This is a genomic window from Mangrovibacter yixingensis (assembly GCF_020523985.1).
Classification (GTDB): domain Bacteria; phylum Pseudomonadota; class Gammaproteobacteria; order Enterobacterales; family Enterobacteriaceae; genus Mangrovibacter; species Mangrovibacter yixingensis.
Window position 1 is genome coordinate 68,088 of record NZ_JAIVKM010000001.1, and the last position, 26,280, is coordinate 94,367.

Annotated in this window: 30 protein-coding genes; 10 read left to right on the plus strand and 20 right to left on the minus strand. The window is 51.2% G+C overall.

Going from position 1 to position 26,280, the window contains the following annotated elements; all coding sequences use genetic code 11:
* The first annotated feature begins 89 nt into the window (after window positions 1-89).
* Entirely contained in the window at window positions 90-1,100 is a 1,011-nt protein-coding gene (locus LC084_RS00380) for a LacI family DNA-binding transcriptional regulator (protein ID WP_226568416.1), read from the plus strand.
* A gap of 180 nt (window positions 1,101-1,280) precedes the next feature.
* Here the strand turns inward: LC084_RS00380 and LC084_RS00385 are convergent, their stop codons facing one another.
* Both LC084_RS00385 and LC084_RS00390 read right to left on the minus strand, forming a co-directional pair.
* On the minus strand, window positions 1,281-1,760 hold the full coding sequence (locus tag LC084_RS00385) for a hypothetical protein (RefSeq protein WP_226568418.1): 480 nt from the start codon (window positions 1,758-1,760) through the stop codon (window positions 1,281-1,283).
* 473 nt (window positions 1,761-2,233) lie between these two features.
* Complete coding sequence (locus LC084_RS00390; RefSeq protein ID WP_226571091.1) at window positions 2,234-3,067, minus strand: oxidoreductase; 834 nt, start codon at window positions 3,065-3,067, stop codon at window positions 2,234-2,236.
* A 163-nt stretch (window positions 3,068-3,230) separates the two neighbouring features.
* Between LC084_RS00390 and LC084_RS00395 the strand changes: the two genes are divergently transcribed.
* Window positions 3,231-4,172 (plus strand): AraC family transcriptional regulator, encoded by a 942-nt coding sequence (locus tag LC084_RS00395; RefSeq protein ID WP_226568419.1) that lies wholly within the window; start codon window positions 3,231-3,233, stop codon window positions 4,170-4,172.
* A 112-nt stretch (window positions 4,173-4,284) separates the two neighbouring features.
* Window positions 4,285-4,791 (plus strand): NUDIX hydrolase, encoded by a 507-nt coding sequence (locus LC084_RS00400; RefSeq protein ID WP_226568420.1) that lies wholly within the window; start codon window positions 4,285-4,287, stop codon window positions 4,789-4,791.
* On the opposite strand, the gene LC084_RS00405 is transcribed toward LC084_RS00400, so the two are convergent.
* The 4 genes from LC084_RS00405 to LC084_RS00420 all read right to left on the minus strand — a co-directional run bounded on the left by LC084_RS00405 (window position 4,757) and on the right by LC084_RS00420 (window position 8,646).
* The gene (locus LC084_RS00405; protein ID WP_226568421.1) at window positions 4,757-4,909 is read right to left on the minus strand and encodes a DUF1427 family protein; all 153 of its coding nucleotides are present in this window, start codon (window positions 4,907-4,909) and stop codon (window positions 4,757-4,759) included. The two genes, LC084_RS00400 and LC084_RS00405, sit on opposite strands and share 35 nt — an antisense overlap.
* A gap of 39 nt (window positions 4,910-4,948) precedes the next feature.
* Entirely contained in the window at window positions 4,949-6,418 is a 1,470-nt protein-coding gene (locus LC084_RS00410; RefSeq protein ID WP_226568422.1) for a prolyl oligopeptidase family serine peptidase, read from the minus strand.
* Between the two features lie 35 nt (window positions 6,419-6,453).
* Window positions 6,454-7,806, minus strand: coding sequence for a hypothetical protein (locus LC084_RS00415; protein WP_226568423.1), 1,353 nt, complete (start codon window positions 7,804-7,806; stop codon window positions 6,454-6,456).
* 207 nt (window positions 7,807-8,013) lie between these two features.
* Window positions 8,014-8,646, minus strand: coding sequence for a TetR/AcrR family transcriptional regulator (locus LC084_RS00420; protein WP_226568424.1), 633 nt, complete (start codon window positions 8,644-8,646; stop codon window positions 8,014-8,016).
* Window positions 8,647-8,809: 163 nt separating this feature from the next.
* On the opposite strand from LC084_RS00420, the gene LC084_RS00425 reads away from it, so the two are divergent.
* Both LC084_RS00425 and LC084_RS00430 read left to right on the plus strand, forming a co-directional pair.
* Window positions 8,810-9,700: an oxidoreductase gene (locus tag LC084_RS00425; protein ID WP_226568426.1), complete on the plus strand. Its 891-nt coding sequence runs from the start codon at window positions 8,810-8,812 to the stop codon at window positions 9,698-9,700.
* A 47-nt stretch (window positions 9,701-9,747) separates the two neighbouring features.
* Window positions 9,748-10,140, plus strand: coding sequence for a YybH family protein (locus tag LC084_RS00430; protein WP_226568427.1), 393 nt, complete (start codon window positions 9,748-9,750; stop codon window positions 10,138-10,140).
* A 100-nt stretch (window positions 10,141-10,240) separates the two neighbouring features.
* On the opposite strand, the gene LC084_RS00435 is transcribed toward LC084_RS00430, so the two are convergent.
* Window positions 10,241-10,432 carry a YnfU family zinc-binding protein gene (locus LC084_RS00435; RefSeq protein ID WP_226568428.1) on the minus strand — a complete coding sequence of 64 codons (192 nt, stop codon included), beginning with the start codon at window positions 10,430-10,432 and terminating at the stop codon, window positions 10,241-10,243.
* 323 nt (window positions 10,433-10,755) lie between these two features.
* Between LC084_RS00435 and cspE the strand changes: the two genes are divergently transcribed.
* The 3 genes from cspE (at window position 10,756) to LC084_RS00450 (ending at window position 12,349) form a co-directional block, all read left to right on the plus strand.
* Window positions 10,756-10,968, plus strand: coding sequence for a transcription antiterminator/RNA stability regulator CspE (cspE, locus tag LC084_RS00440; RefSeq protein WP_226568429.1), 213 nt, complete (start codon window positions 10,756-10,758; stop codon window positions 10,966-10,968).
* 19 nt (window positions 10,969-10,987) lie between these two features.
* Complete coding sequence (ymcF, locus tag LC084_RS23405) at window positions 10,988-11,173, plus strand: cold shock small protein YmcF (RefSeq protein WP_264193391.1); 186 nt, start codon at window positions 10,988-10,990, stop codon at window positions 11,171-11,173.
* A gap of 249 nt (window positions 11,174-11,422) precedes the next feature.
* Window positions 11,423-12,349, plus strand: a complete 927-nt coding sequence (locus tag LC084_RS00450; RefSeq protein WP_226568430.1) for a LysR substrate-binding domain-containing protein — start codon at window positions 11,423-11,425, stop codon at window positions 12,347-12,349.
* 11 nt (window positions 12,350-12,360) lie between these two features.
* Here LC084_RS00450 and LC084_RS00455 read toward each other — a convergent pair whose 3' ends face one another.
* The 4 genes from LC084_RS00455 to LC084_RS00470 form a co-directional block, all read right to left on the minus strand.
* A complete protein-coding gene (locus LC084_RS00455; protein WP_404808194.1) occupies window positions 12,361-13,146 on the minus strand; it encodes a carboxymuconolactone decarboxylase family protein in 786 nt (261 codons plus the stop codon).
* Window positions 13,143-13,634, minus strand: a complete 492-nt coding sequence (locus LC084_RS00460; protein WP_226571093.1) for a (R)-mandelonitrile lyase — start codon at window positions 13,632-13,634, stop codon at window positions 13,143-13,145. Before LC084_RS00460 ends, LC084_RS00455 begins: the two co-directional genes overlap by 4 nt.
* Window positions 13,635-13,810: 176 nt before the next feature.
* The gene (locus LC084_RS00465; protein ID WP_226568432.1) at window positions 13,811-14,263 is read right to left on the minus strand and encodes a cyclophilin-like fold protein; all 453 of its coding nucleotides are present in this window, start codon (window positions 14,261-14,263) and stop codon (window positions 13,811-13,813) included.
* A gap of 178 nt (window positions 14,264-14,441) precedes the next feature.
* A complete protein-coding gene (locus LC084_RS00470; protein WP_226568433.1) occupies window positions 14,442-17,621 on the minus strand; it encodes an HD domain-containing phosphohydrolase in 3,180 nt (1,059 codons plus the stop codon).
* Window positions 17,622-17,687: 66 nt separating this feature from the next.
* On the opposite strand from LC084_RS00470, the gene LC084_RS00475 reads away from it, so the two are divergent.
* Window positions 17,688-17,858, plus strand: a complete 171-nt coding sequence (locus LC084_RS00475; RefSeq protein WP_226568435.1) for a hypothetical protein — start codon at window positions 17,688-17,690, stop codon at window positions 17,856-17,858.
* Window positions 17,859-17,926: 68 nt separating this feature from the next.
* Here the strand turns inward: LC084_RS00475 and LC084_RS00480 are convergent, their stop codons facing one another.
* Window positions 17,927-18,019 carry a YoaK family small membrane protein gene (locus LC084_RS00480; protein WP_036104321.1) on the minus strand — a complete coding sequence of 31 codons (93 nt, stop codon included), beginning with the start codon at window positions 18,017-18,019 and terminating at the stop codon, window positions 17,927-17,929.
* Between the two features lie 230 nt (window positions 18,020-18,249).
* Here LC084_RS00480 and LC084_RS00485 point away from each other — a divergent pair, with 230 nt between their 5' ends.
* A complete protein-coding gene (locus LC084_RS00485) occupies window positions 18,250-18,654 on the plus strand; it encodes a nuclear transport factor 2 family protein (protein WP_226568436.1) in 405 nt (134 codons plus the stop codon).
* A 122-nt stretch (window positions 18,655-18,776) separates the two neighbouring features.
* Here the strand turns inward: LC084_RS00485 and LC084_RS00490 are convergent, their stop codons facing one another.
* From LC084_RS00490 to LC084_RS00525, 8 genes are read right to left on the minus strand one after another with little or no spacing between them, the layout of a single operon-like run.
* Complete coding sequence (locus LC084_RS00490) at window positions 18,777-20,006, minus strand: beta-ketoacyl-ACP synthase (protein ID WP_226568438.1); 1,230 nt, start codon at window positions 20,004-20,006, stop codon at window positions 18,777-18,779.
* Window positions 20,003-20,734, minus strand: a complete 732-nt coding sequence (locus LC084_RS00495) for a 3-ketoacyl-ACP reductase FabG2 (protein ID WP_226568440.1) — start codon at window positions 20,732-20,734, stop codon at window positions 20,003-20,005. The genes LC084_RS00490 and LC084_RS00495 overlap by 4 nt, the downstream gene beginning before the upstream one ends.
* A complete protein-coding gene (locus tag LC084_RS00500; protein ID WP_226568442.1) occupies window positions 20,731-21,207 on the minus strand; it encodes an ApeP family dehydratase in 477 nt (158 codons plus the stop codon). Before LC084_RS00500 ends, LC084_RS00495 begins: the two co-directional genes overlap by 4 nt.
* On the minus strand, window positions 21,204-22,373 hold the full coding sequence (locus tag LC084_RS00505) for a beta-ketoacyl-[acyl-carrier-protein] synthase family protein (protein ID WP_226568444.1): 1,170 nt from the start codon (window positions 22,371-22,373) through the stop codon (window positions 21,204-21,206). Before LC084_RS00505 ends, LC084_RS00500 begins: the two co-directional genes overlap by 4 nt.
* 1 nt (window position 22,374) lies before the next feature.
* A complete protein-coding gene (locus LC084_RS00510; RefSeq protein WP_226568446.1) occupies window positions 22,375-22,962 on the minus strand; it encodes a DUF3261 domain-containing protein in 588 nt (195 codons plus the stop codon).
* On the minus strand, window positions 22,959-25,268 hold the full coding sequence (locus LC084_RS00515; protein WP_404808200.1) for an MMPL family transporter: 2,310 nt from the start codon (window positions 25,266-25,268) through the stop codon (window positions 22,959-22,961). The genes LC084_RS00510 and LC084_RS00515 overlap by 4 nt, the downstream gene beginning before the upstream one ends.
* A complete protein-coding gene (locus LC084_RS00520) occupies window positions 25,255-25,860 on the minus strand; it encodes an outer membrane lipoprotein carrier protein LolA (protein WP_226568448.1) in 606 nt (201 codons plus the stop codon). Before LC084_RS00520 ends, LC084_RS00515 begins: the two co-directional genes overlap by 14 nt.
* Window positions 25,857-26,279 carry an acyl-CoA thioesterase gene (locus LC084_RS00525; protein WP_036104298.1) on the minus strand — a complete coding sequence of 141 codons (423 nt, stop codon included), beginning with the start codon at window positions 26,277-26,279 and terminating at the stop codon, window positions 25,857-25,859. The genes LC084_RS00520 and LC084_RS00525 overlap by 4 nt, the downstream gene beginning before the upstream one ends.
* Window position 26,280: the final 1 nt, after the last annotated feature.

Below are 26,280 nucleotides of genomic sequence, written 5' to 3' on the forward strand. Positions count from 1 at the left end.
ATACAGAATGATTTACAACGGAAAGCTCACTCGAATCAGCTAAACCTGATAAACTGGCCTTGTGTCTGTAAAAATTATAGTTGTCGCTCATGGCTAAAACCGTCGAACAGATTGCTACCGCGCTAAATATTTCTATTACAACCGTTCGTTTAGTACTGAACAAAAAAGCGCAGCAATACAGAATCAGTAGCAAAACTCAACAACGCATTAACGATTACGTGGCAGAGCACGGTTATACCGTGAATCATGTTGCTCGTAGCCTGAAGTTAAATAAAACCGAGACTCTCGGTCTTATTATCCCTCGGTTGTCGAATGTCTTTTTCTCAACCCTGGCTGAAAAACTGGAACTCCGCTGCCGTGATGCGGGCTACCAGTTGATGATAAGTTGCACCTATAGCGACCTGAAACACGAAAAAAAATTGGTGGATGCATTGGTCGAACGCAATGTGGATGGCCTATTTATTGTCCCATCATCACGCCAGTCGCTTCAGCATTATATAAAGCGATCTTCCAAGCCGCTGGTCTTCCTTGACCGTGATTTTGGCATTCCGGACACTGCATTGGTAGTGAGCGATAACCGACATGGTAGCCATGTGCTTACTGAAGCGATGATTGCCGCAGGGCAGTTCCCGATTTTTTTCATGGCCGGTGATGCAGGGCAGCCTACTATCAGAGAACGTTTGAAAGGTTACACTGATGCCATGAATGCCCATGGTGTCACCGATAGTGACACCTGGATTCAGGAAGTTGAACATAACCGCCGTGAAGATGGTGAATTATTAATGAGGAAGTTTTTTGCAGAGCATCACAAAGCCCCTCCCGCTTTTATTGCTTCTTCATTGCCGGTACTGGAAGGTGCGCTCAGTGTTTTGCGAAGCCATTTTGGGTATATTCCTGAAGACATTAATATCGGCACTTTCGATGAACACCCTATGCTGGGTTTTCTGCCCAATAATATTTGGTCCGTTCGGCAGGACGAAGAAACCTGGGCTGAGAAAGCATTTAGCTCGATGACTGCTGCTTTGCAAGGAGATACGCTTGCAGAGCAGGCTATTGTCCCCATGTCACTGATATTCAGGTGCCGTGCAAAGCATTCTTAATTTCCGCAGAGGTACCACCTGTGATGGTTTGTAAAGGCCATGTCGAAGAAGTGATAGTGCGGTTCCAGCCCAGTCCCGGCATCCTTACAATACTCACCTTGTAGCCTGTTTATTAACAAACAGGGCCGCTATTACGCAGCCCTGTTTTATCTATTATTTTACCCGCACGATCAACAGGTGTTATACGCTGCCAGGGGAGTCAATCCACTCCCTGCCAAGCGGTGTGTTGCGCCAGCGCGGGGCGCATAACAGGCTGGCGAACTGGCTGACCACATCGTTTAGTAACCCACGCAGTGGCGGTATACAACCTGGCGGCAGTGTATGGCATGCCAGCAGTTGCGATAACGCCAGTGCGTAATCACACAGTTGTTCGCTGTCTGGCGCGAAACCGGCAGTAGTTGGTGCCGGGTTTTCTGCTGCCATACTGTCTGTTGTCAGGCAGTCAACCAAATGTGCGGGAATGGGTTCCAGCAACGTGGGGCGTAACAGGCTGAGGCTGGTATTCAGCTTTTCGCACAGTGCCCGGTGTAACAGTGGGTCAGCACATTCCAGCAGGGTTTCCGCCAGGTGTTCACAGTGGCGCGCCAGTACGGTGAAATCTGTCTGGTCGCTAACGGGCAGGGTAAGTAAAGATTGAGTGAAAACAGCGTTAGTAGCCATTAGATAACTTCTCCGATAGATAGATTGATAATCCACCACAGAAAGGTCTCAATCTTTACTGGTGGTGGGCTGAACAGAGTTGAGACTACCGGCTATCAGAGAACCCGGCGAACCTTTCGGTTCCCCTGCTCAGCTCACCATAATTTGGGTGAGTGAGGTCGCAACACATAGTACACGCAGCAGCATGTAGTGTCTTCTGATAGATCGGGGTCTCAATCCCGGCACCTGATTATGCAGGTGCCGGAAAAAAATACAGTTTTTCCCGCTTCCGGGCAAGCAAACACCTGTGGCCAGGCTCGCAAATCCTGTTGAAAATACATGTAATTCAGGGCAGAAGAGGCGTTAACCAACAACCACCCAGTGTTTGCAGATAACCCAAATTTCACAGATACAACACCCACCCCGAACACACTGGCGTAAAAAAAGAGCCTGAACCACACAACTGGCATCAGGCTCCATCTTATCGGGTGGAATTACCCATCCGTAGAGCGGCTTAATGTTTCCCAGTGGTCAATATCGTGCTGCATCTGTTGGAGCTTCTCCCGCACCAGTTGTACGGCATCACTCCCCAGCAGCAGTGAAACCGGGGGTTCAGGGCTGTTAATTAACTGCAACATGGCGCGGGCGGCTTTTGCCGGGTCTCCCGGCTGGTGCCCACTGCGCTTTTCACGCGTTTCCCGTATTGGGTTAAAGCTTGCGTCGTAATCACTGATGGTACGCGCAGAACGCACCATCGAACGCCCCGCCCAGTCAGTACGAAACGAACCCGGCTGGACCGCGGTCACGAAAATATTAAACGGCTTAAGCTCTTTACTCAGGGTTTCAGAAATCCCCTGCAGGGCAAATTTACTGCCACAGTAATAGCTGATGCCCGGCATGGTAATAAAACCGCCCATCGAGGTAATGTTCAGAATACGCCCGGCCCGGCGCGCCCGGAAGTAGGGCAGAAACGCTTTAATCACCGCAATAGCACCAAAGACATTCACCTCAAACTGGTGGTGTGCTTCACTCAACGGTGATTCTTCCATCACGCCTTCATGCCCGTAACCGGCATTATTCACCAGCACATCAACCGCACCGATTTCCTGCTCGATAGTGGCGGCAAGTGAGTCAATGGCTGCCACATTGGTTACATCCAGAATATGCCCAAAACTCTGGCCGGGGGCCAGGGTGTCAAATGCCTGTTTCGCTTGCTCAGTGCGTACTGTGCCCACCACACGGTGCCCGGCTTTGAGTGCTTCTTTGGCAAGTGCCTGCCCAAAACCGCTACTCACGCCGGTAATAAAAAGTAATTTTGTTGAGTTCATGGTTCGCTCCTGGTCAAAAGGGATACACAGAATAGAATCCTGGGCGCTGTAGCGGTATCCCGGTTCCTCTGTAAGGTTTGCCTGTTCCTCTGAGCAGGCTGGACACAGCCTGGCATTGAATGCGATGCTGAATACCCGTATCCCACTTTGCCAGGGCTTCGCCATGACTATGTCTTCTGCACAAGTAAACCGCCAGATGGTGGCGCTGTTAGATCAGTTAACGCCACAGGAAGGCTATAACATCACGCCATTAGACGATGTGCGGTTTTTACGATCCAACCGCCCACTTTTGCGCACTCCCGTGTTATATGAGCCTGGTATCGTGATTGTTGTTCAGGGCCGCAAACGTGGTTTTCTGGGGCGGGATGTCTATTTATATGACGCCCGGCACTACTTGATGGTGTCCGTACCGGTGCCTTTTACGATGGAAACCGATGCCAGCGTTGAAGAGCCGATGCTGGCGATTTATATGCGGCTGGACTTCCGCCTGGCGGCAGATCTGATGCTGGCGCTTGATGGCCGGGGCAAAAGCCCGGCCGCTCCCCCGCGCAGTATGGTGTCCAGCCCCATGGACTCACAACTGAGCGCTTCGGTGTTACGTTTTCTGCAGGTGATGTCTTCCCCGCTGGATGCTGAAATTCTTGGCCCGGCGATGGTGAGAGAGATTTATTACCGGGTATTTACCGGCGCGCAGGGGGAAACGTTGCGCAGTGCGCTCGGGATGCAAGGGCAGTTTGGCAAAGTGGCGAAAGCGTTACGCAAACTCCATGCGGAATATGCGTCGCGCCTGGATGTGGCGGCACTGGCGAAAGAAGCGGGTATGAGCCAGCCAACCTTTCACAGCCATTTTAAGACCGTAACAGATACCTCACCAATGCAATACCTGAAATCAACTCGCTTGCACCAGGCCAGGTTGCTGATGCTGAGAAATAACCTGACAGCATCCGCTGCCTGTGCGCAGGTTGGCTATGAAAGCCTGTCGCAATTCAGCCGCGAATTTAAACGCCTGTTTGGCTTGTCGCCCACCCACGAAATTGAGCGGATGAAGCACAATTTTGCCCTGCCAGCACCGGCCACACCTTCTGCTTTTGTCTCTTCACATTAACCCTGCAGGTTACGTAAATTGATTACGCCCGAACCATTAACGCTGAGCCTTACCTGAATCATGCTGGTTTTCGTGGCTGAAAATAACTCTGGTGACTAAGGATATTGTTGTTATGCGAACCCGGCCTTCTGCCCGGTTGTTAATTATCAACCCGGCTAATCAAGTTTTACTGTTTCGTTTCGAACATAACGAGGATGCCCTGGCGGGGCAGAGCTACTGGGCCACGCCCGGTGGTGGTGTCGAAAACGGGGAGTCTTTTGCCCAGGCGGCAGTGAGAGAATTGCGCGAAGAAACCGGCATTATACGGAGCGTTGTTGGCGAGCCGGTTGCACAAAGCACTTTCGAAATGCGCTTACCCAGTGGGGAATGTGTTCTGGCAAATGAACGCTTTTTTGTTATCCGGGCAGATAACAGCGAAATCAGCCATGAAGGCTGGAGCCACCACGAACAGCAAGTCATGAAACAACACCGTTGGTGGAGCCAGCAGGCGCTGGCTGGCAGCCCGGAAATCATTTATCCCGTGGATATTATCCAAATCCTGTCTGGAGCCGGTGTGTTCCCGGCATTGGGTGCCCGGCAGGGGATTAACGAAAGTGCTGAACCAGCACGGCACCAATAAATACGCCAAAAGCTCCTAAAATACCCGGCAGGTTTTGTGGGGCAGGAATGGGCAGTTTTAAAAAGGCGAAACTGCCCCCCATGATTAGCCCTACCAACAGTGCCCAAAGGTTTTCCATCGTTATTCCCCCTGGCACTGCCCGCTTACTGTGGCGAGATCAGGCTTTTTGTTGTTTAAACAGCCATTCACGCGCCGCTTTGATATAAAAGAATTTTCGTGCTGAGGCCATATGATCAACACCTTCAAAGGTCAGGAATGTGATATTACCGCCTTCAGCAATATAGCCTTTCACCTGGTCATTGAGCTTTTGCTGCTTATTCAATGGGAAAATCAGGCTGGGATCCAACAGTTTCGTGGGCCGGGTAACTTTCGCTCCTGCTTCTCTCCACACCGGAACGCATTTCTCATTCCACGGCGTGGCTTTGTTGTCTTCTGAGCCCGTAATAATCAGTACGTTCTGGTTGGCAAGCGTGACGACATCTTTCGGGCGTTGCTGGCCTGCAATGATAAGCCCGGCAGCAAAAGTTTCCGGGTGTTTCGCCATCAACCACAATGAGGTCATTGCCCCCATAGACCAGCCAGTGCAATAAACGCGAGAGGCATCAATTTTCAGCACCTTGTCGCTCCGGTCTTCAAGGTTGGGGTTACCATAGTTCCAGGTATTACTCAGTAGCGACTGAACCAGACGCCAGGTGTTTTCCACATCACTGGTATGTTCCCAGTAATCGTTCATTGTGGTGCGTTCGTAACGGGGGGTAATGACAACACATTCACGTTCATCCTGCTCTTCCGGCAAACTCCAGATAGAGGCAATACACTGTTCTGTCAGTGTTTGTGCGCAGGTGCCATCATAGCTGGTGCCTGAATGAGTTACTGCCAGTACCAGCGGGTATGATTTGTTTTCCCCGCCGGGTTTCAGGAACGATTTGGGCAGGTAGATGCTGTACTCAAGCCAGGCTGAACGGCTGTCATCCCACCACCAGTGGCTTTGTTCCCACTCATCCACACCCCGAATAATAACGTTATTGCCCCTGTGCCCGGCATTGCTCCATGTGGTTGCGCTTGCCGGATAAACTTTGCCAGCAGAGGTCTTAATGCTTTTCGCCTGAATGACGGTGACTTTATCGCTGTCTTCGGTTGGTAAACTTAAATCCGGGTTGTGAGCAAATTCGGCAATAACATAACGCCCGGCGTTACTTTTCTGGGACGGGATCAGTGCAGGAGTGGTATTGGTGTAAATCGCCTGAATAGTTCTGGGTTGGGCTTCTGACTGGCTGTTATTTTTATCCGGGGTTGTTGGCATCCCTGGGAAAAAACCTTTAGCAGCAGGAATGACACCCACGCTATAGCTGGCTACAGCCAGGCTGGCTGGGTCGATATCGGTATCATATTCAATAGCGACTCCATACACTTTTTCGCCACCACCCGTGACTTCATTCAGTGCCCAAATGCGCTGGATACCGGGCTGTTTTACTTTGTCATCATCCGGATCATTACCATTTTTGGCGGATGCTGCCATAAAACTGTTGGGGTCGGCAGCGTGGGCATTACGCGCTATTCCTGTTGAAATCATGCCTGCCAGGGTAGTACCGGCAATCATAAATGTTCTTCTCGACATCTCAGTCATAAATACTCCTGTGCGTTATCCGTTACCTGGCCGTGTCAGGCTGAATGTGTTTTCAGTTGCTTCAATTGTTTAATGATATTCTCTGCCAACATTTCTGCTGCCCCGCGTGCAAATGGGGAGCTACGTGCTTCATAAGTGAATCGGTCATAGTTTTCAGCGTCAGGCAGATATTTTGCCGCGCCATCACTCATGGTAATGACGAAGGTATTCGCGAACACAGAGGTGTTACGGATATGTGCGCCAATACTGGCAGATAACTCGGGTTGTACGCATACCAGTGCTGTGTCACCCCATTGCACGAGTGTCACCGGGGCTTCAGTGGTACCAGAAGGCTGGTAGGTAAAGGTTTTGACAGGTCCTTTAGGCGCATTGCGTGGTGAAAATTTTTGCGCCGGTAAAGCCACCTGATAACGCTGTAGGGCAAATATCCCTGGTTTGTTTGGCGTGATACGGTTGGCAACCCGCATGGCTTCAGCACCAAGCCGCTGCCCCAGCAGGTCTACCAGAGTGAAACCCTCTTCATGGATATCCGTACGGCCCACACTGCCGTCACTGTTAACGACATGGCGGCTGGCCTGCAGGTAAGGTACCTGGTCACCTGCGCTGCCCACCAGGTAGAATGCCACTGTGCCATTGCCACAGGCATTTTCAATGTAGTTTGCGGCAGCCCCGGCCAGGTCGGCACTGACCAGTCGCCCTCCTTGTGTGCTCTGTGAGGCATCCATAACAGCAGGTTGCACAGCATAATTCAGCAAAATAGCCAGTGGTTTGCCATTGTGGCCATCAATACGGAGTACACCCACATGTGGGTCGGTATAACCGGCATCGTCGGCTCCTAACCACCAACCCCAGGGGGTTTCAACATTGCGGTTAACACCTGCACGGCAGGTACCACTGCCAGCCCCCAGTGTTGCGGGTTGTAACGTGGCGACCGCCTGTTGTGCGGCTTTACGTAGGGCAGTGTCAAATGCATCCAGCAGTTGCTGTGCCTGGGTGGCGTTGTTTTGCCCATGGTTATCGTGAAGAAATATATGAGGCGTAGAGAACGTGTGGCTGGCATTGATAATGGCATTATTTGCAGTCACGCCAGTGACTTGAGCCAATATCTCTTTCATGTGTGCAATCACTTCAGCAGTAATAGACGTCAAATCTATAACGGCAATAGCCTGGCGTTGGCTGCCATTATCCAGCAATAGCACGCGGGTATTTAACGGGTCATGTTCCCCGGTAAATTCACCCAATGGGTACATGCCGCTCAGGTCAACTTCAGCCCGCCCGGCACCAGCAATCAGCCCTTTATTGTTTGCAGCGAAACTCGCCCCTGGCATTAATAGTGCAGCCGCGCTGAGCCCCACTCCGGCCCACAGAAAATCACGTCTGGAATACACTGAATCTCCTTACTGCCATACCTGCGCTGGCAATGAATTGAATGCAATATTACTGTGTTATGCATTATGGTACTTATACAGTACCAGTGTGAAAAAAATGTGCAGAGCCTGGGGATTTGGTTATTAATAGGGATTTTCCTGGGGCCAGGTCAGGTGCAAGTTGTGAGGGAAGGTTAAGAAGGCTTGCCAGTAAAAGTGCCTGGGTTACTAAAAATCAGGGTTTATTCCAGTTCCGTTATCAATGGGCTGTTGCATACTGTTGAGTACAATCAGAAGCCTGCGTTTTATCTCTGCATGAGCTTTTGCACGGTTCGCACTGCCGTGGATTCGCCGCCGGGGTAACAGTGCGCCAAACACCACATCCATCATCATACCTGCGTAAAATTCCGGTTCATTTGCCACAATACGCCCGCGGGCGTGTTCTTCTTCCAACCACGCCATCAGAGCTTCCCGTGAGCGGATAATTTCATGTTCATACAGGTATTCAGATAAAGCAGGAAACAGCACAGCTTCCCGGACCAATAAGTTCAGGATGGCATCCCGGCCACGGGCTTCGGCTTCATTAATATCCAGCCGGAAAATGCCAAAAAGCGTTTGGGCAAGTGGGATGTTTTCGCCCGGTGGGCGAGGTAGATCCAAAATACGGTGGCTGTGTTCCTGAAGCACTGCGGCAAACAAGGCGTTTTTGTCGGCAAACGCTTCGTAAATAGTCCGCTTCGATATTTTCGCCCTGGCCGCAATAATCGCCGTGGTGGTTTTGGCAAAACCCAGTTCGATAAAGGCTTCGTAGGCACATTGCAAAATCAATAACCTGCGGTTAGTTGTTTCACTTACTGTCATATTTTTTGTGCGCCAGCAGAAAGCATGTTTGTCATAGTTACTCACATAATGCGGTGACTGAACGCTGAATAGTACCATCGTTTTTGTTATCCACCCGTGGTATAGATGGTTTTATATCGCTCTGGCCACCTGCGTGGTGGCAGATAATCAGGGGAGAACGAGGATGCCAGCCACACCCAGAATTGCACTTATTGGCCCTGGTGCCATTGGCACTACGGTTGCGGCCGCACTGCATGAAGTGGGGCGCACACCGGTTATTTGCGGGCGCACCGCCCACGCACAACTCACTTTGCGTGCTGATGACGGGCAAGTTGTCGTACCTGGCCCGGTATTAACCAACCCTTTAGAGGTGAAACAGCCTTTCTCGCTGGTGTTTGTTGCGGTGAAAACCACGCAAATGGCAGCAACGGCACCGTGGTTGTCAGCCCTGTGTGGTGAAAATACCGTGGTTTGTGCTCTGCAAAATGGTGTTGAGCAGAAAGCCCAGTTTGCTGAATATGTGCCAGGGGTGGCAGTGCTGCCATCGGTTGTGTGGTTCCCGGCGCAGCGCGAGCCTGATTACTCGGTCTGGTTGCGGGCAAAACCACGTCTGACACTGCCAGAAACACCGCATACTGCTGTTGTTTTGGCGGCATTGGAAGGGACGCGCTGTGAAGTGGATGTCGCGCCGGATTTCACCACAATTGCCTGGCGTAAGTTGCTGCAAAATGCTGTTGCCGGGTTGATGGTGTTGTCTGGCCGCCGGGCGGGCATGTTCACCCGTCCCGATATCACGGCGCTTGCGCTGGCCTATTTGCGTGAATGTTTGCTGGTGGCGCGTGCCGAAGGCGCAAATCTCAGTGATGAGGTTCCTGAGGAAATAGTTGCACGTTTTCATCAGGCTCCCGCCGATTTAGGGACGTCAATTCTTGCAGACCGGCAAGCGGGGCAAACGCTTGAATGGGATATTCGTAACGGTGTGGTGCAGCGTTACGGGCGAATTCATGGCATCCCCACGCCATTAAGTGATGTGATTGTGCCGCTTCTGGCTGCGGGCAGCGACGGGCCGGGCTAAAACCACTCCTGCTGCAGGGCAGTAGATAACCACTCAGGGAGCATGAAATGGACAGACACCCGTTACGCCGCATTATCGAAGCCTGTGACCAGGCAATTTCAGCAGGTAATTTTGATGCGTTGATGGATTACTATGCCGATGACGCAACGCTTGTTATTAAACCGGGCATGGTGGTTCAGGGTAAAGAAAAAATAAAGCAGGCGTTTCTTGCCATTGCCGAACATTTCCATCACCAGTTGAAAGTGGAGCAGGGCAATATGCAGATTTTTGAAGGCGGTGGTAACGCTCTGGTGATTATGGAAACGGTTCTGTATTACCCGGATTCAGAGGGCAACCCGGTAACTGAAAGCCGGCGTGCAACCTACGTTTTTCGCCAGAATGGGGCAGAAAACTGGCTATGTACCATTGATAATTCTTACGGTACGGCATTGCTGGGGTGATTATTGCCAGGAAGCTGTCCGGCTAAATTCGCGCCTGCCTGTGTAAATAACAGGCAGGCATCAGCCGCCAGTATATGGCAACAAATTTTACAGCATCAGATTATTTTTTCAGGGAGAAAACCGCGGGCCTTGAGTGAGTTTCAGGTGGCAGGAAAAGAGCGTTACAGAATGGGCAAATAAGCGTTTTCTTTTTGTTTACCCGGGCTGCGCTGTGCTCTGATTGTTTTGCGCATTTTGGACATTCGATGGCGACAAGAAAGGATTTTTGAGTGTTTTTTTTAATGTTTTGCATAGATTTTCTTCTGTGATTAACTGCCCATAGCTTAACGTGTTTGGCCTGTGTAATCCCAGAAGTTTGTGCAGATATTTGTTTTGCCTGTGAAACAGTCAATCAAGTGTAAATAAAAAAATAACCCTTGTTATCCTGGAAGATGTATGAGTTAATCAGCACCGATTTGATACACAGAATCATTATAAGTCGTTCGAAAAGTAGTCCTCATTTCTAAAGTGTATTCCTGCGAGTACCCCTTCTTCTTGAGTCTTCTCTGTAACACGCCGATTGATATCTGTAATTAAATCATTTAAGTCAAATGTTTAATTAATAAGGTAAAAAACATGTCTAACAAAATTATCGGCACCGTTAAATGGTTCAACGAAACTAAAGGTTTTGGTTTTATTTCTCCTGAAGATGGCAGCAAAGATGTATTCGTACACTTCTCCGCAATTCAGGGCAACAGCTTCCGTACTCTGGCTGAAGGCCAGAAAGTTGAGTTTTCAGTAGAAGATGGCCAGAAAGGCCCGTCTGCTGCAAACGTGGTAGCACTCTAAGGACACCATTCGTCCTGTATTGGGGCATCTCCGTTGCCCACGCTGCCAGGGTTCGCAATATCGTGTGTCATCTTTTGATGTTAAACACTGCAACCCACTTGGCGCGAAATGCATTTTTTGCAAAGCGGATATGGTGTCTGGCTCAACTGTAAATTCACTTATCAATAAAGTGAATACCACAGTACAGGTCAGTATTCACCAATAGCGAAAGCCCGGTTCTGATACCGGGTTTTTTTATACCTGCAATACCGCAGTTTTGCAGGTTCTTGCGTCTCTTTTCTCTCTCCTGCTACAGCCAGATTAATGAAACCTGCTCATTACTCTATTCGCGTTTAGCGTATTACTCTGCCTGCGCTTTTTCCCTAAGATCCACGTTATACTGCTTGTATCAGGCAGGGTGAATGTTTTTACGAGTGAAAAAGCTGTGCTGTTTCACTGTTGCAGAGAGGTCGTAGTGTCCCGGGAAAACTTGAATGATCTTGTCGCTTTTGTCACTGTTGCCAGAGAACAAAGCTTTACCCGCGCAGCGGCATTGCTCGGGGTATCTCAGTCGGCTTTAAGCCACAGTATGCGTAGCCTGGAAAGCCGCCTGGGGCTTAGGTTGCTAACCCGCACAACCCGCAGTGTTTCAACAACAGATGTGGGGCAGCGTTTGTTTGAATCGCTCGCACCTCGCTTTGACGCGATCCGTGAGGATCTGGTGGCAGTCAGTGATCTGCGCGATAAGCCGGTGGGTACAGTTCGCATCACCGCTACCGATTACGCTATCAAATATATCCTTTGGCCAAGGCTTAAAGCCCTGTTACATCGCTACCCGGATATTAACCTTGAACTGGTTAATGATTATGGGCTGTCGGATATTGCCGCTCAGCGCTTTGATGCTGGTGTGCGCCTGGGTGAACAGGTCGCGAATGGTATGGTTTCGGTGCGTATCAGCCCGGATGTGCGGTTTGCCGTAGTGGGGGCACCCGGTTATTTTGCCGGGCGCACGCTACCCACTACACCACAGGAACTGGTTCATCACCGCTGCATTAACCTGCGTTTAGCAACCCATGGTGGTTTGTATGCCTGGGAATTTGTGCATCAGGGCCAGGACATCAGTGTCCGCGTGGAAGGGCAGGTGGTGTTCAATGATGTCTTTCAGTTGGTAGAAGCGGCGCTGGATGGCTTTGGGCTGGCATATGTCCCGGAAGAGTTAGTTGAAGCACATATTATTTCGGGGCGTTTGCAGCGCGTATTACTGGATTATTGCCCATTGTGGAGCGGGCACCACTTGTATTATCCCAGCCGTCAGCAATCCTCACGGGCACTATCGTTAGTGGTTAACGCACTACGTATACATGGAAAATCGGCTGGTACGCGTGATGCGCCAGCCGGTTAACGGAGTGGGAGTTAGGCTGAGTGACGCGCTGCAAAAACGTCTTTGAACACGGGCAAAGCAGAGAAAATATTCGGCCAGCCAGCAACAAAGGCTAGTTGCGTCAGCACTTCAGAGGCCTGGGTTTCAGTCAGGCCGTTATCCATGGCTTTATTCAGGTGGTAAGGCACTTGTGCCACCTGCCCCGCGGTAACCAGCGCACTTACGGTAACCAGGCTACGGTCACGTGGAGCAAGGCCTGGGCGCAACCACAGGTTACGGAACAGGGCATCAGTGGTGTACTGCACTACACCTGGCGATACTTTGCCAAAATTGGCTTCAACCATCGTGGCGCGTTTATTCTCGGTTTCTTCATCCAGCGGCAAGAACGCAACGTCTGCACTTGGCAGGTTGGAGGTATCAATATGGCGTTGTTTAAAAATGTCACGGGTGATAACGGCGGCAGAAGACGCATTGGGCCAGCCAGCATAAAAGGCCAGGTGGGTGATGGTTTCTGAGATTTCGCCTGGCGTTACACCGCTGTCCAGTGCCACATTCAGGTAGTGGGGTAATTCCGCGGTATCTTTCCGGCTAATCAGCGCGGCCAGTGTCACCAGGCTGCGGTCCCGGTGCGACAGCGCCGGGCGGTGCCATAAATCCTGAATAAATTTATCTGAATAAGCCGCCATTGCGGGGGCAACTTCAGCAACGGCGCGTTGGGTGTTATCTGTCATAGGTAAAGAACTCCTGCTTGTGTCTTTTGGGGCACACCCCGCCAGGCCCAGCATGGCAATGCATAACATGGCTGTGGCATTTTTCATTGGGCGGCCACCGGGTTGTATTGTTCATCGCTGACTTTTCCCAGCCACTCAACACTCTTGCCCGAGTCATCCATTTCCTGAATGGCGATATGCGTCATGGCGGTTTTATCGGTGGCACCATGCCAGTGCTTCACGCCCGGCGGGCATGCCACAACATCGCCAGCATGAACCACTTTTCTCTCACCTCCCCACTCCTGAACCCAGCCAGTGCCTGCTGTGATGACCAGTGTTTGCCCAAGCGGATGGGTATGCCATGCCGAGCGAGCGCCAGGCTCAAAGGTGACCAGGCCTGCACTGGCACGTTGCGGTTTTTTTGGTGAAAGGAATAACGGGTCTATCCAGGCCTTGCCTGTGAAGGTGGCTTCAGGGCCGGCAACATATGCCCGGCTACCACTCGGTGAGATGGACATATGTTGCGATGTTTCTGCATGGGCAGATACGCCAGCGAACATAGCAAGTGCAGCGACTGCAGAGGTAAAGCGGATCATCATACTCTCCTGTTATGAAAAGAACGTCAGTTCTGTTTGATTCGCAAAACGGGGTAACATAATGTTTTCCCGTAATATTCTGGCCAGTATGGGTGCTGCGCCAGTGTTCTTGTGGTGGTGCTCATTCACCAACGTATAGGCAGAACAACCTTGTTCTTTCAGATACATTTGGTTTGTTATTCGCCAGCCAGTTCAAACCTGGCGGTATAAGAGGCCGGTTTAACCGGTAGTTCGTCGGGGTTATCGAGTTGCCCTAATTTCACCAGGCCTGCTGCGTAGCCATGATTCTTATAGAACAGCGCCAGGTTGCCCCAAGGGGCATACACCGTAATATCGCCTTTGTGGGCCGCAGTACCTGCAGGCGAACCGTCTGTGGGCAGGTGGGCAGGTAAGTCACTGATTTTCTCTTCACCCGCATAATCTTTCAGCGCCAGTGTGAGCGGCAGAAGTTTGGCAAAGGCCTGGCTTGCTGGTGTCGAATTAAGCGTGGCGGCAATCACCTGGTCATTGATAATAATGTGCAATTTCATGGTATCCCCTTGTAAGGCGGTGGACGCGCTGGCTGGCAGAGCTATGAACAGCCAGGACAGTATCAGGTGGGGAATAGCCATGGTGGCTAACAGACGCATTAGAATTCCTGCCCAGTGCCAGTTGACAATACGCTATTGTAAACAGGGCCGGTTTATTTAATGAATAGCGGATATATGAATAGAATAATGAGGAAATTTCATGAGTGAGATTGCCCGGCTACGCCCGGCTCTACGTAGCCTGTCAGGCCACGTAGAGCACCCTTTCACTGCCGGTGGATTACGCTTTCAGGTAGTGCTGAATATCAACTTCATCTAACTGGCCAGGTTCCAGGTATTGTTCAGCATAGCGCTGGTAAATACCGCTGGTTAACAACAATTCAAACAAGTCTTTATCCAGATGCTGGTCTTTTACCATCAGGTGCAAAATTTTAATTGCTTCACTTAATGTTTTGGCTTTTTTGTAAGGCCTGTCTCCGGCTGTCAGGGCTTCAAAAATATCGGCAATCGCCAGAATGCGGGCTTCCAGTGACAGGTTTTCCGCCGTCAGTTTTTTCGGGTACCCGGTGCCTTTCAATGTTTCATGGTGGCCGCCTGCAATTTCAGGTATCCGCGCCAGTTCTTTAGGGAAGGGTAAAGACTCCAACATGCGAATTGTGGCAATGATATGTTCGTTAATCCGGTAGCGGTCTGATTCCGTCAGCGTACCTTTCTGGATTGACAGGTTATGGATTTCACCCAAGTTTGCCTGCATGGAAGGGGCCGTCATCTTCATATCATTGCTCAGTAAAATGGCGGGGTCTTTTATCCAGGGGAAGAGATGCTCTGGTTTATCGTCCAGCAACTTTTCTTCGGCAGGAAGGGGTTTTTCAGCAATAGAAGACAGGCGTTTTGCTTCTTCCGGCGACAGCCCCTCCCGGTCACTAAAATGGCGGGTCCAGGTTTGTGCGCCAATTTCACGAATGCGGGTGATTTTATCTTCACTCATAAATTCTGAGCCAATATTACTTTGGGCGATAAATGCAAACTCATCGGTCAGTTGCTGTTGCCGGGCCTGCCGGGTGGCTTGTAGCGCCTCTTCAGGCTCACCTGCGGCCTTACCTTGCCAGTACAGAATATCTGCATCGCGCCATAACACTTCAAACCGGGTACGGATTTCATGAATACGGTTGAAGATAGTCTCCAGCTTGCTGCCTTTATCAATAATATGTTCTGGCGAGGTCACTTTCCCACAGTCATGTAACCACGCGGCGATGCGAAACTCCCGCCACTGGTCTTCATTTTCAAAGTGAAATTGCTGAAAGGCCGGGAGCTGGCTCTTATCGGCGGATTCTGCCAGCATCATGGCAATAACGGGTACGCGTGTGCAGTGCCCACCGGTATAAGGTGATTTCTGGTCAATAGCATTCGCTATCAACTGAATAAAGGAATCCATCAATGCTCGCTGGCTGGCCTGGTAGGCCTCCAGAGAAAGCGCCATGTTGTAGATAGAATCAGATAAATGGTGCAGTTCATTGATGCGGCTCGGTACCGGGTGAACATCACGAAATTGCCGCTGGCGGATTTTTTTATTCTCCAGCGAGAGCAGGCGTACCGGGGTGACAATCATACTGGCCAGGTACAGTATGGCTGGCGCTAACAAAGCAAGGCACAGCAAGGTTATCGCCAAAGAGAGGTACACTTTTTTCATATAAGGGCCGAGCAGCACTTTTGTTGGCACCATAATGCCCAGGTAATGATTATGGCTGGCGGTTGAAATCACCGGTTGTACAAATAGCGTATAGCGCATGCCATCAATCACCACTTCACCTGACACCGCCGTTTGAGTGTTTTTTGCCTGTTCAGCCAGCTGGACAAAAGCAGGCGATGGCACAATGCCAGCAACCAGGGTGCGTTGCATGGCTGATGATGGGCTGTCTGTTAGCCAGCGTTTTGCCAGTGCGCTTTTCTCATCCGGGGTGAGAGACTGGATTGCTTTATTCAGTACATCACGTAATAGCGGTTTATCTGCGGTTACCAGCATCGACAACGCGGCACTGTTATTGCCTGAAAATAGGGGAACCGGGTTGTGAACTTTTAGCCCCGGAATGTTGTATAGCCCAGTAAGGTAACGGGCAACATCCCGTGTTTCCAGGGCTGCATCGGCTTCGCCATTAGCAACAGCGTGCAAGGCCGCCAGCGAATCAGCTACCGCCATCAGGTTGATTTTGGGGAAATGTGCCGTGACATCTTCTGCCAGCGACCAGCCTTTTGGCACAGCCAGTGTGCGGCCTTGCAAGCGCGATAGCGTGTTGAGTTGGCGGGTGTTGACCCGGGTTATCAATGCGGGGGGCGCGGTGTGCCAGGCTTGGGTAAATAACCCCCATTCTGTTCGTTGGGGAGTTGGGAAAATAGCGGGAATAACATCCAACTTACCCTGCCTGAACATTCCAGTGAGCGTGTTCCAGTCAAAGCCATTAACGTATTCAAGCTTTAACCCAGTTTTGCCCGCCAGCATATTCATCAGGTCTATGGCATAGCCCTGCGGTATACCGCTCCATGAGAAATCATAAGGTGCCCAGTCGAGTTCATTGGCTACACGTAAGGTACCCATGTTTGCGACAGCCTGGGTTTCTTCTGGTGTCAGGGGAATCGGGCTGACGGGTTCAGTATTATGGTTTGTCCTTACGCGCAGCGATTGTGCGGAGACATTGCCATCGCTATCAAAAATAAAGGTTTCACTGTGTTTAAATAAGCGGTTGTTTTGCAAAAAAACCGATAACGTATCCAGTGAAATATCTACCGCCAGAACATTTTGGCTGTTACCAATGCGCCGGGCAAACGTCACGCCAGAGGATTGCGTAGTATGAAACACATAGGGTTCAGTTTTTATTGTGGTATCGCTCGCCATCGCATTGAGATACCAAGGGCGGCTATTTGCAGCATACTGGCTACTGCTTTGCTTCTGGTGAGTTAATGTAAAAGTATCATCAAAAAAGCTGGAATCCTGCTGCCTGCCTGCAGGTGTATTTCGAATGTTGACTATCAGCCAGCGGTCCTTTGCCGTGGCTCCCAGCACATTGCGTAAGTTCTTGCTGCTATCAAGATTAATTAATTCATAAAAATCGCCATTACCATAGCCAATATAAATAGCATAAACATGTGGATGCTGGCGTATTGCCTGCGCCATGGCGGGGGTGATGGGCCGTATCGGCTGGGACACATCCTGCTTATCTAAACCAGGAAACTGGGCGAACAATGTGGTCAGTCCGCTGGTTTCGCTGTCCAGTGAACGTATTTTATCACTGACATTAAGTGCAGTATGGGTAAATAAAGTCCGGGCTGCATCTTTGGCAAAAGACTGCGCAAAATAAAACTGCATTGCCAGAGCAACAGCAATAATTAACAGCGATAACGCAACAAAAATAGTAACAACTGTTAGCTTCATGCTGAATTTGGCATGACGAAGTTTTTCTAGCATAGTCCTTAGCCTTCTTGCGCACTGTTTTATCCATTTTCATTTGGTGCATTACGCCCGGCAGACAACATGGCTTATACACCAATGACGTTGGGTCGTTATTTTGCTGAGGAGGAACGCGTTGTGGTAACTGGCTGTTTATTACCCGTTCACTCTTTAACTGTAGATGAGTTCAGCGCGGATACCATCACGCAGATGGGTGATGTAGAAAAAAAGCCTTTTTACTCAGCGGGTAGTTAAGCGTAACGCGGGAAATGCAGAAGGGAATAACCCTGCCTCGCACAGCAAGACAGGGGGAGTGACCGATTTTATGAGGTGGCGTAACCGCCAGCGACAAACCAGGTAATAAAAACGACAGCCACGAAAAAAATAGCAATCGGGAAGAGTATCCCAATTTTCATACCGATATCTCCCCGTAAGTGAATTCAGTGTTGTTACGGCCATTTATTGTTAAATGGCCGTAACATTCTACCAGAATAAATTGAGCATACCAGGATGGCAATCATCTACATTGGGTAGAGTGCCAGTTGCACTCAATAACCAGGCCAAACAGCACCGTTGGATAAGGTGGTTTTTAATGCTTTCATTTAGTCTGAACACCCTCAACGACTCTTACCGGGACGGATAAGGTATGGCACTTCAAACACCACAGGCAGTAGCGGACGCTTTTTTTCATCGTATAGCCACAGCAGAAGATGTGAATGAGATAGCTGAACTGGTGAGCGAAAACGTCGACTGGTTGGTCGCTGGAAATACTCAGTCAGTTCCCTGGATTGGCCGCAAACACGGCCGAAAAGGTGTGGCGGAATTCTATGCGCAAATTAGGGCATATCTCTCTTCAGAACATTTTGAAATCAAAGATATACTCATCAAAGATAAGCGGCTGGTTGCTATTGGTGAGCTTGCATCACGTGTTAAAAAAACGCAGAAACTTATCGAAACTGAATTTGTACTCGATATCTACATAGAAAATGGTCTCATTACCCGTTTTCGTATGTTTGAGGATAGCCACGCTGTCTCCGAGGCATGTCTTTAATAAGGGACGTTTATTCTGGCGCTCCATTTCTGGCATGCCACACTCTGCCAATTTGCCTTAAAGTGCCAGTTTGGCAGTGTGTGGCACACCCGGTGAACCCACTCTCCGGGTGCGTCACACAATCAGGCCCAGCGCTTAATGATGATGGATGTGTTGATTCCGCCGAACGCAAAGTTATTGCTCTGCAGGTATTCACAATCAATATGGCGGGCTTCGCCAATAATGTAATCAAGCTCACCGCACTGTTCATCTGGCTGGTGCAGGTTAATGGTTGGCGCAAACCACCCTTCCCGCATCATCTCAAGGCTCATCCAGGCCTCCAGCGCACCACATGCGCCAAGCGTGTGCCCAAAATAACTTTTTAACGATGAAATCGGCGTTTTATTACCAAAAATCGCCGCGGTGGCCTGGCTTTCAGCAATATCCCCACGGTCTGTGGCTGTGCCGTGTGCAGAGATGTAGCCAATATCGCTGGCAGATAATCCGGCAATATTTAATGCCTTTTCCATACACACTTGCATGGTGGCTTTCTGCGGTTGAGTAATATGTGCTGCATCGCAGTTGGTGGCAAACCCAACAATTTCACCATAAATGGTGGCTCCGCGAGCTTTGGCGTGTTCCAGCTCTTCAAGAATCAATGACCCGGCACCTTCACCGATGACCAGCCCGTCGCGGTTTTGGTCAAATGGGGAAGGGGTGGTATGTGGTGCGTCATTACGTTGGCTGGTGGCGAATAACGTATCAAAGACCGCTGCTTCAGATGGGCACAACTCTTCAGCGCCACCAGCCACCATAACGGTCTGGTACCCGTGGCGAATGGCTTCCCAGGCATATCCAATGGCCTGGCTGCCCGATGTACAGGCACTGGAAGTGGGAATGACTCGCCCGCGCAGGCCAAAAAATAACCCCGTATTCACGGCAGTGGTGTGTGGCATCATCTGAACATAGGTGGTACCGGTAATATTATTGGTGTGCTTTTCTGTGAGCATGGTAGCGAACTCACTCACCGGCCCGGTGCTCCCGGTAGAGGATCCGTAAGCGATTCCGGTTTCCCCGCTGGTGAGTACCGGGTCATCAACCAGCCCGGCGTCAGTCAGTGCCCGTTCAGTAGCGCGGGTAGAGAGCAGTGAAACCCGGCCCATGGCACGAATGCGTTTACGTGTGTAATGGTCTGGCAGCGTGAAATCATCGATTGGCGCACCCAGTAATGTATGCAGCCCGTCGTAAACCTGCCATTCCGGCATTTTACGTACTGCATTTTTGCCTGCCAGTAAGCGGCTGGCAACGCTTGCCCAACTTTCCCCAAACGCGGTAACTCCACCCATGCCAGTAATGACAACACGTCTTGTCATAACATACCTCCATTTATAGAAATCACCTGGCGAGTGACATAACCGGCGATATCAGACATTAAATAACTGGCCAGCCCGGCAACCTCTTCGGCTTGACCCACTCGTTTCATGGGGATCATGGACATGGCTTCTTTCATTGCGGCTTCTTCAAGTGCGACCATTCCCGTGTCAATCAGGCCGGGAGCAATGCAGTTGACAGTGATTTTGCGTTTTGCCAGCTCAATGGCGAGGGCTTTGGTTGCACCAATAATGCCTGCCTTTGCAGCGCTGTAATTCACTTGCCCACGGTTGCCCATCAGGCCAGAAACTGAAGAAAGTGTAATTACCCTTCCGCCTTGACGGGCACTGATCATGGGCATAATGCAAGGGTGGATGACGTTGTAAAAGCTATCCAGATTGGTATGGATAACATTGTCCCAGTCGTCATCGCTCAGGGCAGGAAATGCGCCATCCCGGGTGATCCCTGCATTACTCACAACCCCGTACCAGGCACCGTGAGACTCAATATCCTGTTCAATGATTTCCTGGCATTGCTGGCGGTTGGCAACGTCGAAACATAAAAGCCGCCCCTGGCCGCCAGCCTGTTCAATGGCATCCAGTGTGGCACGCGCGCCAGAGACATCGCTGTGATAATGCACACCGACAATAAAACCATCTGCCGCCAGTTGCCGGGCAATGGCCTGGCCTATGCCTTTACTGGCACCAGTGACAAGCACGGAACGTTTCATGGCGTATTTCCCTGTTGAAAAAGTGAAGCTAATTCCTCGCTATCGGGCTGGAAGGTATTAATGCGCCCGGTTGCCAGGTTTTGATTAAGGTGGCGGATAGTGCATTCAAAGCTGCCGAAGCGGGCATCCTGCATCAGCAGGCTGACATGGATATCCAGTATCACATCAGCCGGGAATTCACCTGCCGGGCAGGTATATTCGCGGGCGCCCAGCACCATACCCAGCGCAATACTTTGCTGGCCACGTTGCTGGCGGTGCCAGCCAGACCAGACCCCAACGGTTTGTGCCATCAGTTCCAGCCCGTACCAACCCGGCAGAGTGTGTTCCGCAGTCAGAAAAGGCGCTAAAACCCCTGCCGAATGAATAGCGACCCGGCAATCGGCACTGTTATCGGTCACGCTGACCACTTCATCCAACAGCATCATGGGGGATTCATGTGGCAGATAGTTGCCGGGTGGCTGGTAGCAGCTCATGAAGTCCTCCCTAAAATGATACTGGCGTTGTTTCCCCCAAAGGCGAAAGAGTTCGACAGGATGATGGGGCGCAACAGAGGCTGTGATTGCTGGATAATGCCACAAGGCGGTAATTCCGGATCGAGTGGCGATAGCGTAAAGTCCTGAGCTGGTAAAGGCAGCCCCTGGCGCAAAATCAGGGCACTCAGTGCTGCTTCAGTAATGCCTGCTGCCCCCAGCGTATGGCCGGTCAGATGTTTGGTTGAGCTACAAGGTATTTTGTCGCCAAATAAATCATGCACTACCCGGGATTCTATCTGGTCGTTAAGACGGGTGGCGGTACCGTGCAGATTGATATAGCCAATCTCATTTGCAGACAGCCCGGCATTATCCAGCGCCTGTTGGATTGCCTGAATTGCACCTTTTCCTTCTGGATGCGGGGCGGAAATATGCCAGGCATCGCTGGATTCTCCCACCCCCAGTAATGCGAGGTCCTGTGGCGTTTTGGTCAGCACCATCAGTGCCGCACCTTCGCCAATGGTGATGCCGCTCCGGTCACGGCTGAATGGTTGGCACAGACCCGGTGAGAGTGATTCAAGGCTATTGAACCCGTTAACTGGCATACGGCTCAGCGTGTCAGCGCCACCAACAATAGCAATATCGGCAAGGCCCGCCGCAAGCAGGCGTTGCCCACTAATAATCGCCCGTGCGCTGGATGAACAGGCGGTGGACAGCGTAAATGCCGGGCCAGTGGTGCCAAGCCATTTACTGAGAAAACGCGAAGGGTCACCCAGTTCTTGTTGTGGGTAACGCCAGTGCTCGCTGGGTTGGCCTGTGCGGCTCAGGCGCACATGCTGGTCACCTTCATCCAGCCCGGATGTGCTGGTACCCATTACGATAGCGATTCGTTCCAGCCCGTATTGTGCAATGGCCTGGTCCACGGTGGGTTGGATTTGCGCCAGTGCCGCCAGCAGCAACTGGTTGTTGCGGGTGCTATGCGCATGGAAAGTCTTGGGAATGACTGGCAGCTCACCGTCCACTCCGCCCAGCACCGCCTGCGGGTGGCCGGACAACCACCCGTCACGTGGGCGCATGCCGGGGGATTTACCCAGCACCAGGTGTTGTGCCACCTCGGTTGCGGTATTTCCCAGTGCATTAATCACACCGATGGCAGAAATATAAATCATATCAGTCGCCCAGGTATTGAATGGTGATGTGGTATTTAAACGCGTGTTGCTCAATGCTTATTGGCTCACGGCGGCCTTTGCGTTGTATATAGGTAATATCGGTGATTAATGCCCCTTTAGCGTTACGCAGTTCGCGTTTATCGCCACTGTCCTGCAGTGTCCAGCCGCGGGGTAATTGTGGTTGCCATGCACTGAGCGGCCAGTGGCTGAGCATAACATCTGCCAGCACCTGGCTTGCCGGAGGCAATTGTGGAACCACTATCGACTGTTCGGTATGCAATCCTGTTTTGTCATAGGTCACTAAAAATAGACGAATACCAATAGATGACAGCCCCGCCAGCGCGACTTTTTTATCGTCAGCATTCAGCATTACCAACAGTGACTGAGTCTTCCCGTTAAAAGACCCAGTGAGCAATTGTTGGGAATTCACTGCTGGAGAAATACCTGGCGCAGGGAGTGTGACACGGGTACCCGGCTCCAGCCAGGCTTGAGGCCGCCCGGCAACACTTGCGTTTTTGTGGTAGCTGCACCCGCTGATCAACGTGGTGGCAAGGCATAAGAAGGTAGAAAACAACACACGTTTAATCATTTCACTTTTCTCTTTTTATTGGGCATGGCAAGTGGGGAGAGCAGCCATGCTGAGAAAATGCCACTGACCAGGACAATACCAAAGCTGCTGATTGCCTGTGTCGTGCTGAAAACCAGCATGCCGAGGGTTAATAATGTTGTCAGCATTGCCAGCGTGATTGCCAGCAATGAGGTCACCGGGGTGCCACGCGGGTTACTGAAAAACAAGGTGTAGTTAATCCCAATGCCCAGAACCAGGACCAGTGCCAGTAATGAAAACAGGTTTACGGCATGCTGGCTGAACGCCAGTGCGGCCAGGCCACAAGCTAACGACAAAACAGATGGAACCAGGGTGACCAGGCCTTTACGTAACCCCAGGCGGAGTATTGCACCGGCTGCAATGACTGCCAGCGCCACCAGTAATAAGCGGGTAAGTACCGTGCGGTAATGGGAAAATAGCGTGTCGAAAGCGGCTTTACGGTCAACCCAGCTCACACCCGGTAATTGCTGAGCAATGCCTGCCATAATCACACTCTTTTGGGCATCCACTCCATCTACCGGAACCAGAACACCACTGGTTCCGTCAGGAAGCGTCATCCACATCAGCCGCCAGCCTTCACTTGCCGGGCTTGCCAGCCATTGAGGCACGGTAACCGGCATGGGCGTTAAATCCGGTGTGAACGGCGTGATACCTGCCTGGCTCAGTGCCTTTTCTACCGCGGGTGCCGCCTGGTGCAGCAGCGCTAAATCTGCTGCCTGGCGCTTTAATGAATTCAGGCCGACAGTGCGGTACTGGTGAATAACCCCTTGTCGCTGGGCTTTATCCAGTTTGGGCTTCAGGGCTTCCAGGCGTTCCAGAGTTTGTTGGGCATTTTTGCCGTAAACCACAAACCACTTCTGTTCGAGATTTTGCCCGGTTAACCGGGTAATGGTTTTTTCCTGAGTGAGTAATGATTGTGGCAGTGCCTGGAGCTGCGTGATGTCATCATTGATGCGCACCTGGCTGAGGCCTGCCAGGCACAGGCAAAACAGCCCACAAGGCAGCCCAATGCGCAGTATGTTGTTGCGCCGCCATGCTGCCAGCCAGCGCAGCAACAACGCCATCGCAGGTACCGGGCGAACAGGCAGCCGCTGGCTTAACCACGGGTGCCAGAATAGAACTGTCAGGCAGGATGCACTTAAACCGGCAGCTGCAAACACCGCCATCTGGCGTATTCCTGGGAATGGCGTGAGCATCATCAGCAGGTATGCGGCAATGGTGGTTAATAATGCCAGCAGCAGGGCATTACGCACTTTGGCCAGGCTTTCCCATGGGGTTACGGCTTCACCATGCACCATACGCTCAGTTAAATAATAGAGCGAGTAATCAGCTGAAATCCCAATAATGCTCATGCTCATTACCAGCGTCATCAGGTGTAATTCACCAAAGATAAGCAGGGTCAGCAGTGTGCCAGCCAACGCGCCCATGGCAATGGAGAGCAGACATAACAGTAACGGGCGTAGTGAGCGGAAAGTGGCAAAGATCAGCAGTAACACACCAATAATGGTCACTGTGCCCAGAGAGGACATATCCCGTTTGGCTTGCTGACTGGCATAATCACTGTAAAAGACAGTACCCCGGGAGAGCAGGCGGGCATCGGGGTAAGCGGCTTTCAACTGTTGTTCCAGTGCTGCCAGCGTGGTAACAAGCTGGTGGTTCTGGTGCATATCAAAAGCGTGGCCTGCCAGTTCGCCATGTATTAAATACCAGTAACGCCCCTGGTCATCCTGGGTAACCAGCCAACCATCCATCAGGCGGAGTTTCTGGCCGCTTTGCGCTTGTGCCAACTGTGCGCCACGCATCAGCATCAGTGGGTCGTTATGCAACTCTTTGGCACTGACCCCGGAAAATGCTGAGTAAAGCTGGGCCAGCACCCATTGCGCCTGTGCGTTTCCACCCTTCTCAAGGCGTTGCCTTGTCGCACTGTCAATCAGCCCATTGCGGTGTTGCCAGTAAAAAGCGCCCCAGGCTTGCTGGCTGGCCGCGTCCATTGGCCCTTTTACATCACTGAATAACGGATTGTGTTGCAGCGCATTCAGCCAGAACCAGGCGGCCTGAGGCTGTGCTGCTTTGCCTGGGCTTACCAACCACACCAGTTGCCTGTCGAGGCGCGTGACAAATGCATCGTTCAGTGCCGGTGGCATATTGCCAGTGGCCTGTTCTGGCAACATCGCCAGTACACTGCTGTTTATTTTGGCTCCCGGCAGAATGCAGAGTAATGCCGCCAGCATGGCGAGGCAAAACGCCCCCCACAGGTAAGCCGGAGTGCGGGAATTAGTGTTCGTCAAAGCGTTTACGCTCTTCATCGGTTAATGTCGCGGGCGTTAAACGGTGGTCAGAAAGCACAATTCGGGTTTGGTCGCCTTGCTTGTCGTAGAGTTGGATACTGTCAAGCCAGGTCTGCCCGGCCAGGTCGATCGAAGTGAAAATCTTATCCAGCGGTGTGGTAATAGGCTGCAAACGTAATGACCAGTGCCCCTGGCCTTTATCCTGAAAATCAAGGCGGAAGTTTTGTTCCAGAACGCTTCTGTCGGCCTGAAACAGCGCACGCAACAAATGGTTGAACTGAAACATTTGCGGGTTATTTTCAGCCGTAACTACTTGTGGTGGCTGCCCGTTAATGATTTGCACCATGCGGGTATTGTTCAACATCAGTAACATAGAAAAGGGCGTTTTCTGGTCCCATAGCAACCCCTGGTCACGAGCAATCAGCATATCTCCCTGAGATAACAGCGGCTGAGGCATATCTTTAATAGTGCGGGTTTGCTCGAAATGTGCACGGATAACCGGCGTTTGCGTGAAACGCTGTTGCAGCTCATCCAGCGTAATGGCACAGGCAAAATGGCTGAACAGAGTGAAGACGAGTGCCCAGTATTTCATTGCGTAACTCCCATACGTTCAAACAGCACCGGCGGGCTGATAAAACACATTTCCCGGCTGGCTTCTTCTACGGCAACCTGAATGGTATAGCCCGTGGTAGTGCGCTTCCCTGAAGCATCATCAAAAATTTGGTAGTCGATGCGCAGGCGGTTTTCGTATTCGGTGACCTGGGCCCGCACGCGAATTTTTTGCTCGAAAGTCAGTGCATCGCGGTATTTCACCCGGGTATCAACCACAGGCCAGACATAACCGGACTCCTTCATTTGCCGGTAACCATAATTGAACTGGTTGAGTAACGCTTCCCGGGCAATTTCGAAATACCGAAAATAGTTTCCGTGCCACACCACACCCATCATATCGACATCATGAAAAGGAATGGTCAGCGTGACTTCCGTGGTGAAACGTGGGTTGTTTAACACC

Coding starts and splice junctions, on each gene's coding strand:
- LC084_RS00405 (WP_226568421.1), bottom strand. CDS start 4,909: ATGGAAAACCTTTGGGCACTGTTGGTAGGGCTAATCATGGGGGGCAGT.
- cspE (WP_226568429.1), top strand. CDS start 10,756: ATGTCTAACAAAATTATCGGCACCGTTAAATGGTTCAACGAAACTAAA.
- LC084_RS00520 (WP_226568448.1), bottom strand. CDS start 25,860: ATGAAATACTGGGCACTCGTCTTCACTCTGTTCAGCCATTTTGCCTGT.
- LC084_RS00510 (WP_226568446.1), bottom strand. CDS start 22,962: ATGATTAAACGTGTGTTGTTTTCTACCTTCTTATGCCTTGCCACCACG.
- LC084_RS00475 (WP_226568435.1), top strand. CDS start 17,688: ATGGCTTATACACCAATGACGTTGGGTCGTTATTTTGCTGAGGAGGAA.
- LC084_RS00395 (WP_226568419.1), top strand. CDS start 3,231: ATGACTATGTCTTCTGCACAAGTAAACCGCCAGATGGTGGCGCTGTTA.
- LC084_RS00470 (WP_226568433.1), bottom strand. CDS start 17,621: ATGCTAGAAAAACTTCGTCATGCCAAATTCAGCATGAAGCTAACAGTT.
- LC084_RS00490 (WP_226568438.1), bottom strand. CDS start 20,006: ATGACAAGACGTGTTGTCATTACTGGCATGGGTGGAGTTACCGCGTTT.
- LC084_RS00480 (WP_036104321.1), bottom strand. CDS start 18,019: ATGAAAATTGGGATACTCTTCCCGATTGCTATTTTTTTCGTGGCTGTC.
- LC084_RS00495 (WP_226568440.1), bottom strand. CDS start 20,734: ATGAAACGTTCCGTGCTTGTCACTGGTGCCAGTAAAGGCATAGGCCAG.
- LC084_RS00465 (WP_226568432.1), bottom strand. CDS start 14,263: ATGCGTCTGTTAGCCACCATGGCTATTCCCCACCTGATACTGTCCTGG.
- LC084_RS00400 (WP_226568420.1), top strand. CDS start 4,285: ATGCGAACCCGGCCTTCTGCCCGGTTGTTAATTATCAACCCGGCTAAT.
- LC084_RS00385 (WP_226568418.1), bottom strand. CDS start 1,760: ATGGCTACTAACGCTGTTTTCACTCAATCTTTACTTACCCTGCCCGTT.
- LC084_RS00505 (WP_226568444.1), bottom strand. CDS start 22,373: ATGATTTATATTTCTGCCATCGGTGTGATTAATGCACTGGGAAATACC.
- LC084_RS00430 (WP_226568427.1), top strand. CDS start 9,748: ATGGACAGACACCCGTTACGCCGCATTATCGAAGCCTGTGACCAGGCA.
- LC084_RS00410 (WP_226568422.1), bottom strand. CDS start 6,418: ATGACTGAGATGTCGAGAAGAACATTTATGATTGCCGGTACTACCCTG.
- LC084_RS00500 (WP_226568442.1), bottom strand. CDS start 21,207: ATGAGCTGCTACCAGCCACCCGGCAACTATCTGCCACATGAATCCCCC.
- LC084_RS00390 (WP_226571091.1), bottom strand. CDS start 3,067: ATGAACTCAACAAAATTACTTTTTATTACCGGCGTGAGTAGCGGTTTT.
- LC084_RS00380 (WP_226568416.1), top strand. CDS start 90: ATGGCTAAAACCGTCGAACAGATTGCTACCGCGCTAAATATTTCTATT.
- LC084_RS00420 (WP_226568424.1), bottom strand. CDS start 8,646: ATGACAGTAAGTGAAACAACTAACCGCAGGTTATTGATTTTGCAATGT.
- LC084_RS00485 (WP_226568436.1), top strand. CDS start 18,250: ATGGCACTTCAAACACCACAGGCAGTAGCGGACGCTTTTTTTCATCGT.
- LC084_RS00455 (WP_404808194.1), bottom strand. CDS start 13,146: ATGAAAAATGCCACAGCCATGTTATGCATTGCCATGCTGGGCCTGGCG.
- LC084_RS00425 (WP_226568426.1), top strand. CDS start 8,810: ATGCCAGCCACACCCAGAATTGCACTTATTGGCCCTGGTGCCATTGGC.
- LC084_RS00435 (WP_226568428.1), bottom strand. CDS start 10,432: ATGCAAAACATTAAAAAAAACACTCAAAAATCCTTTCTTGTCGCCATC.
- LC084_RS00460 (WP_226571093.1), bottom strand. CDS start 13,634: ATGATCCGCTTTACCTCTGCAGTCGCTGCACTTGCTATGTTCGCTGGC.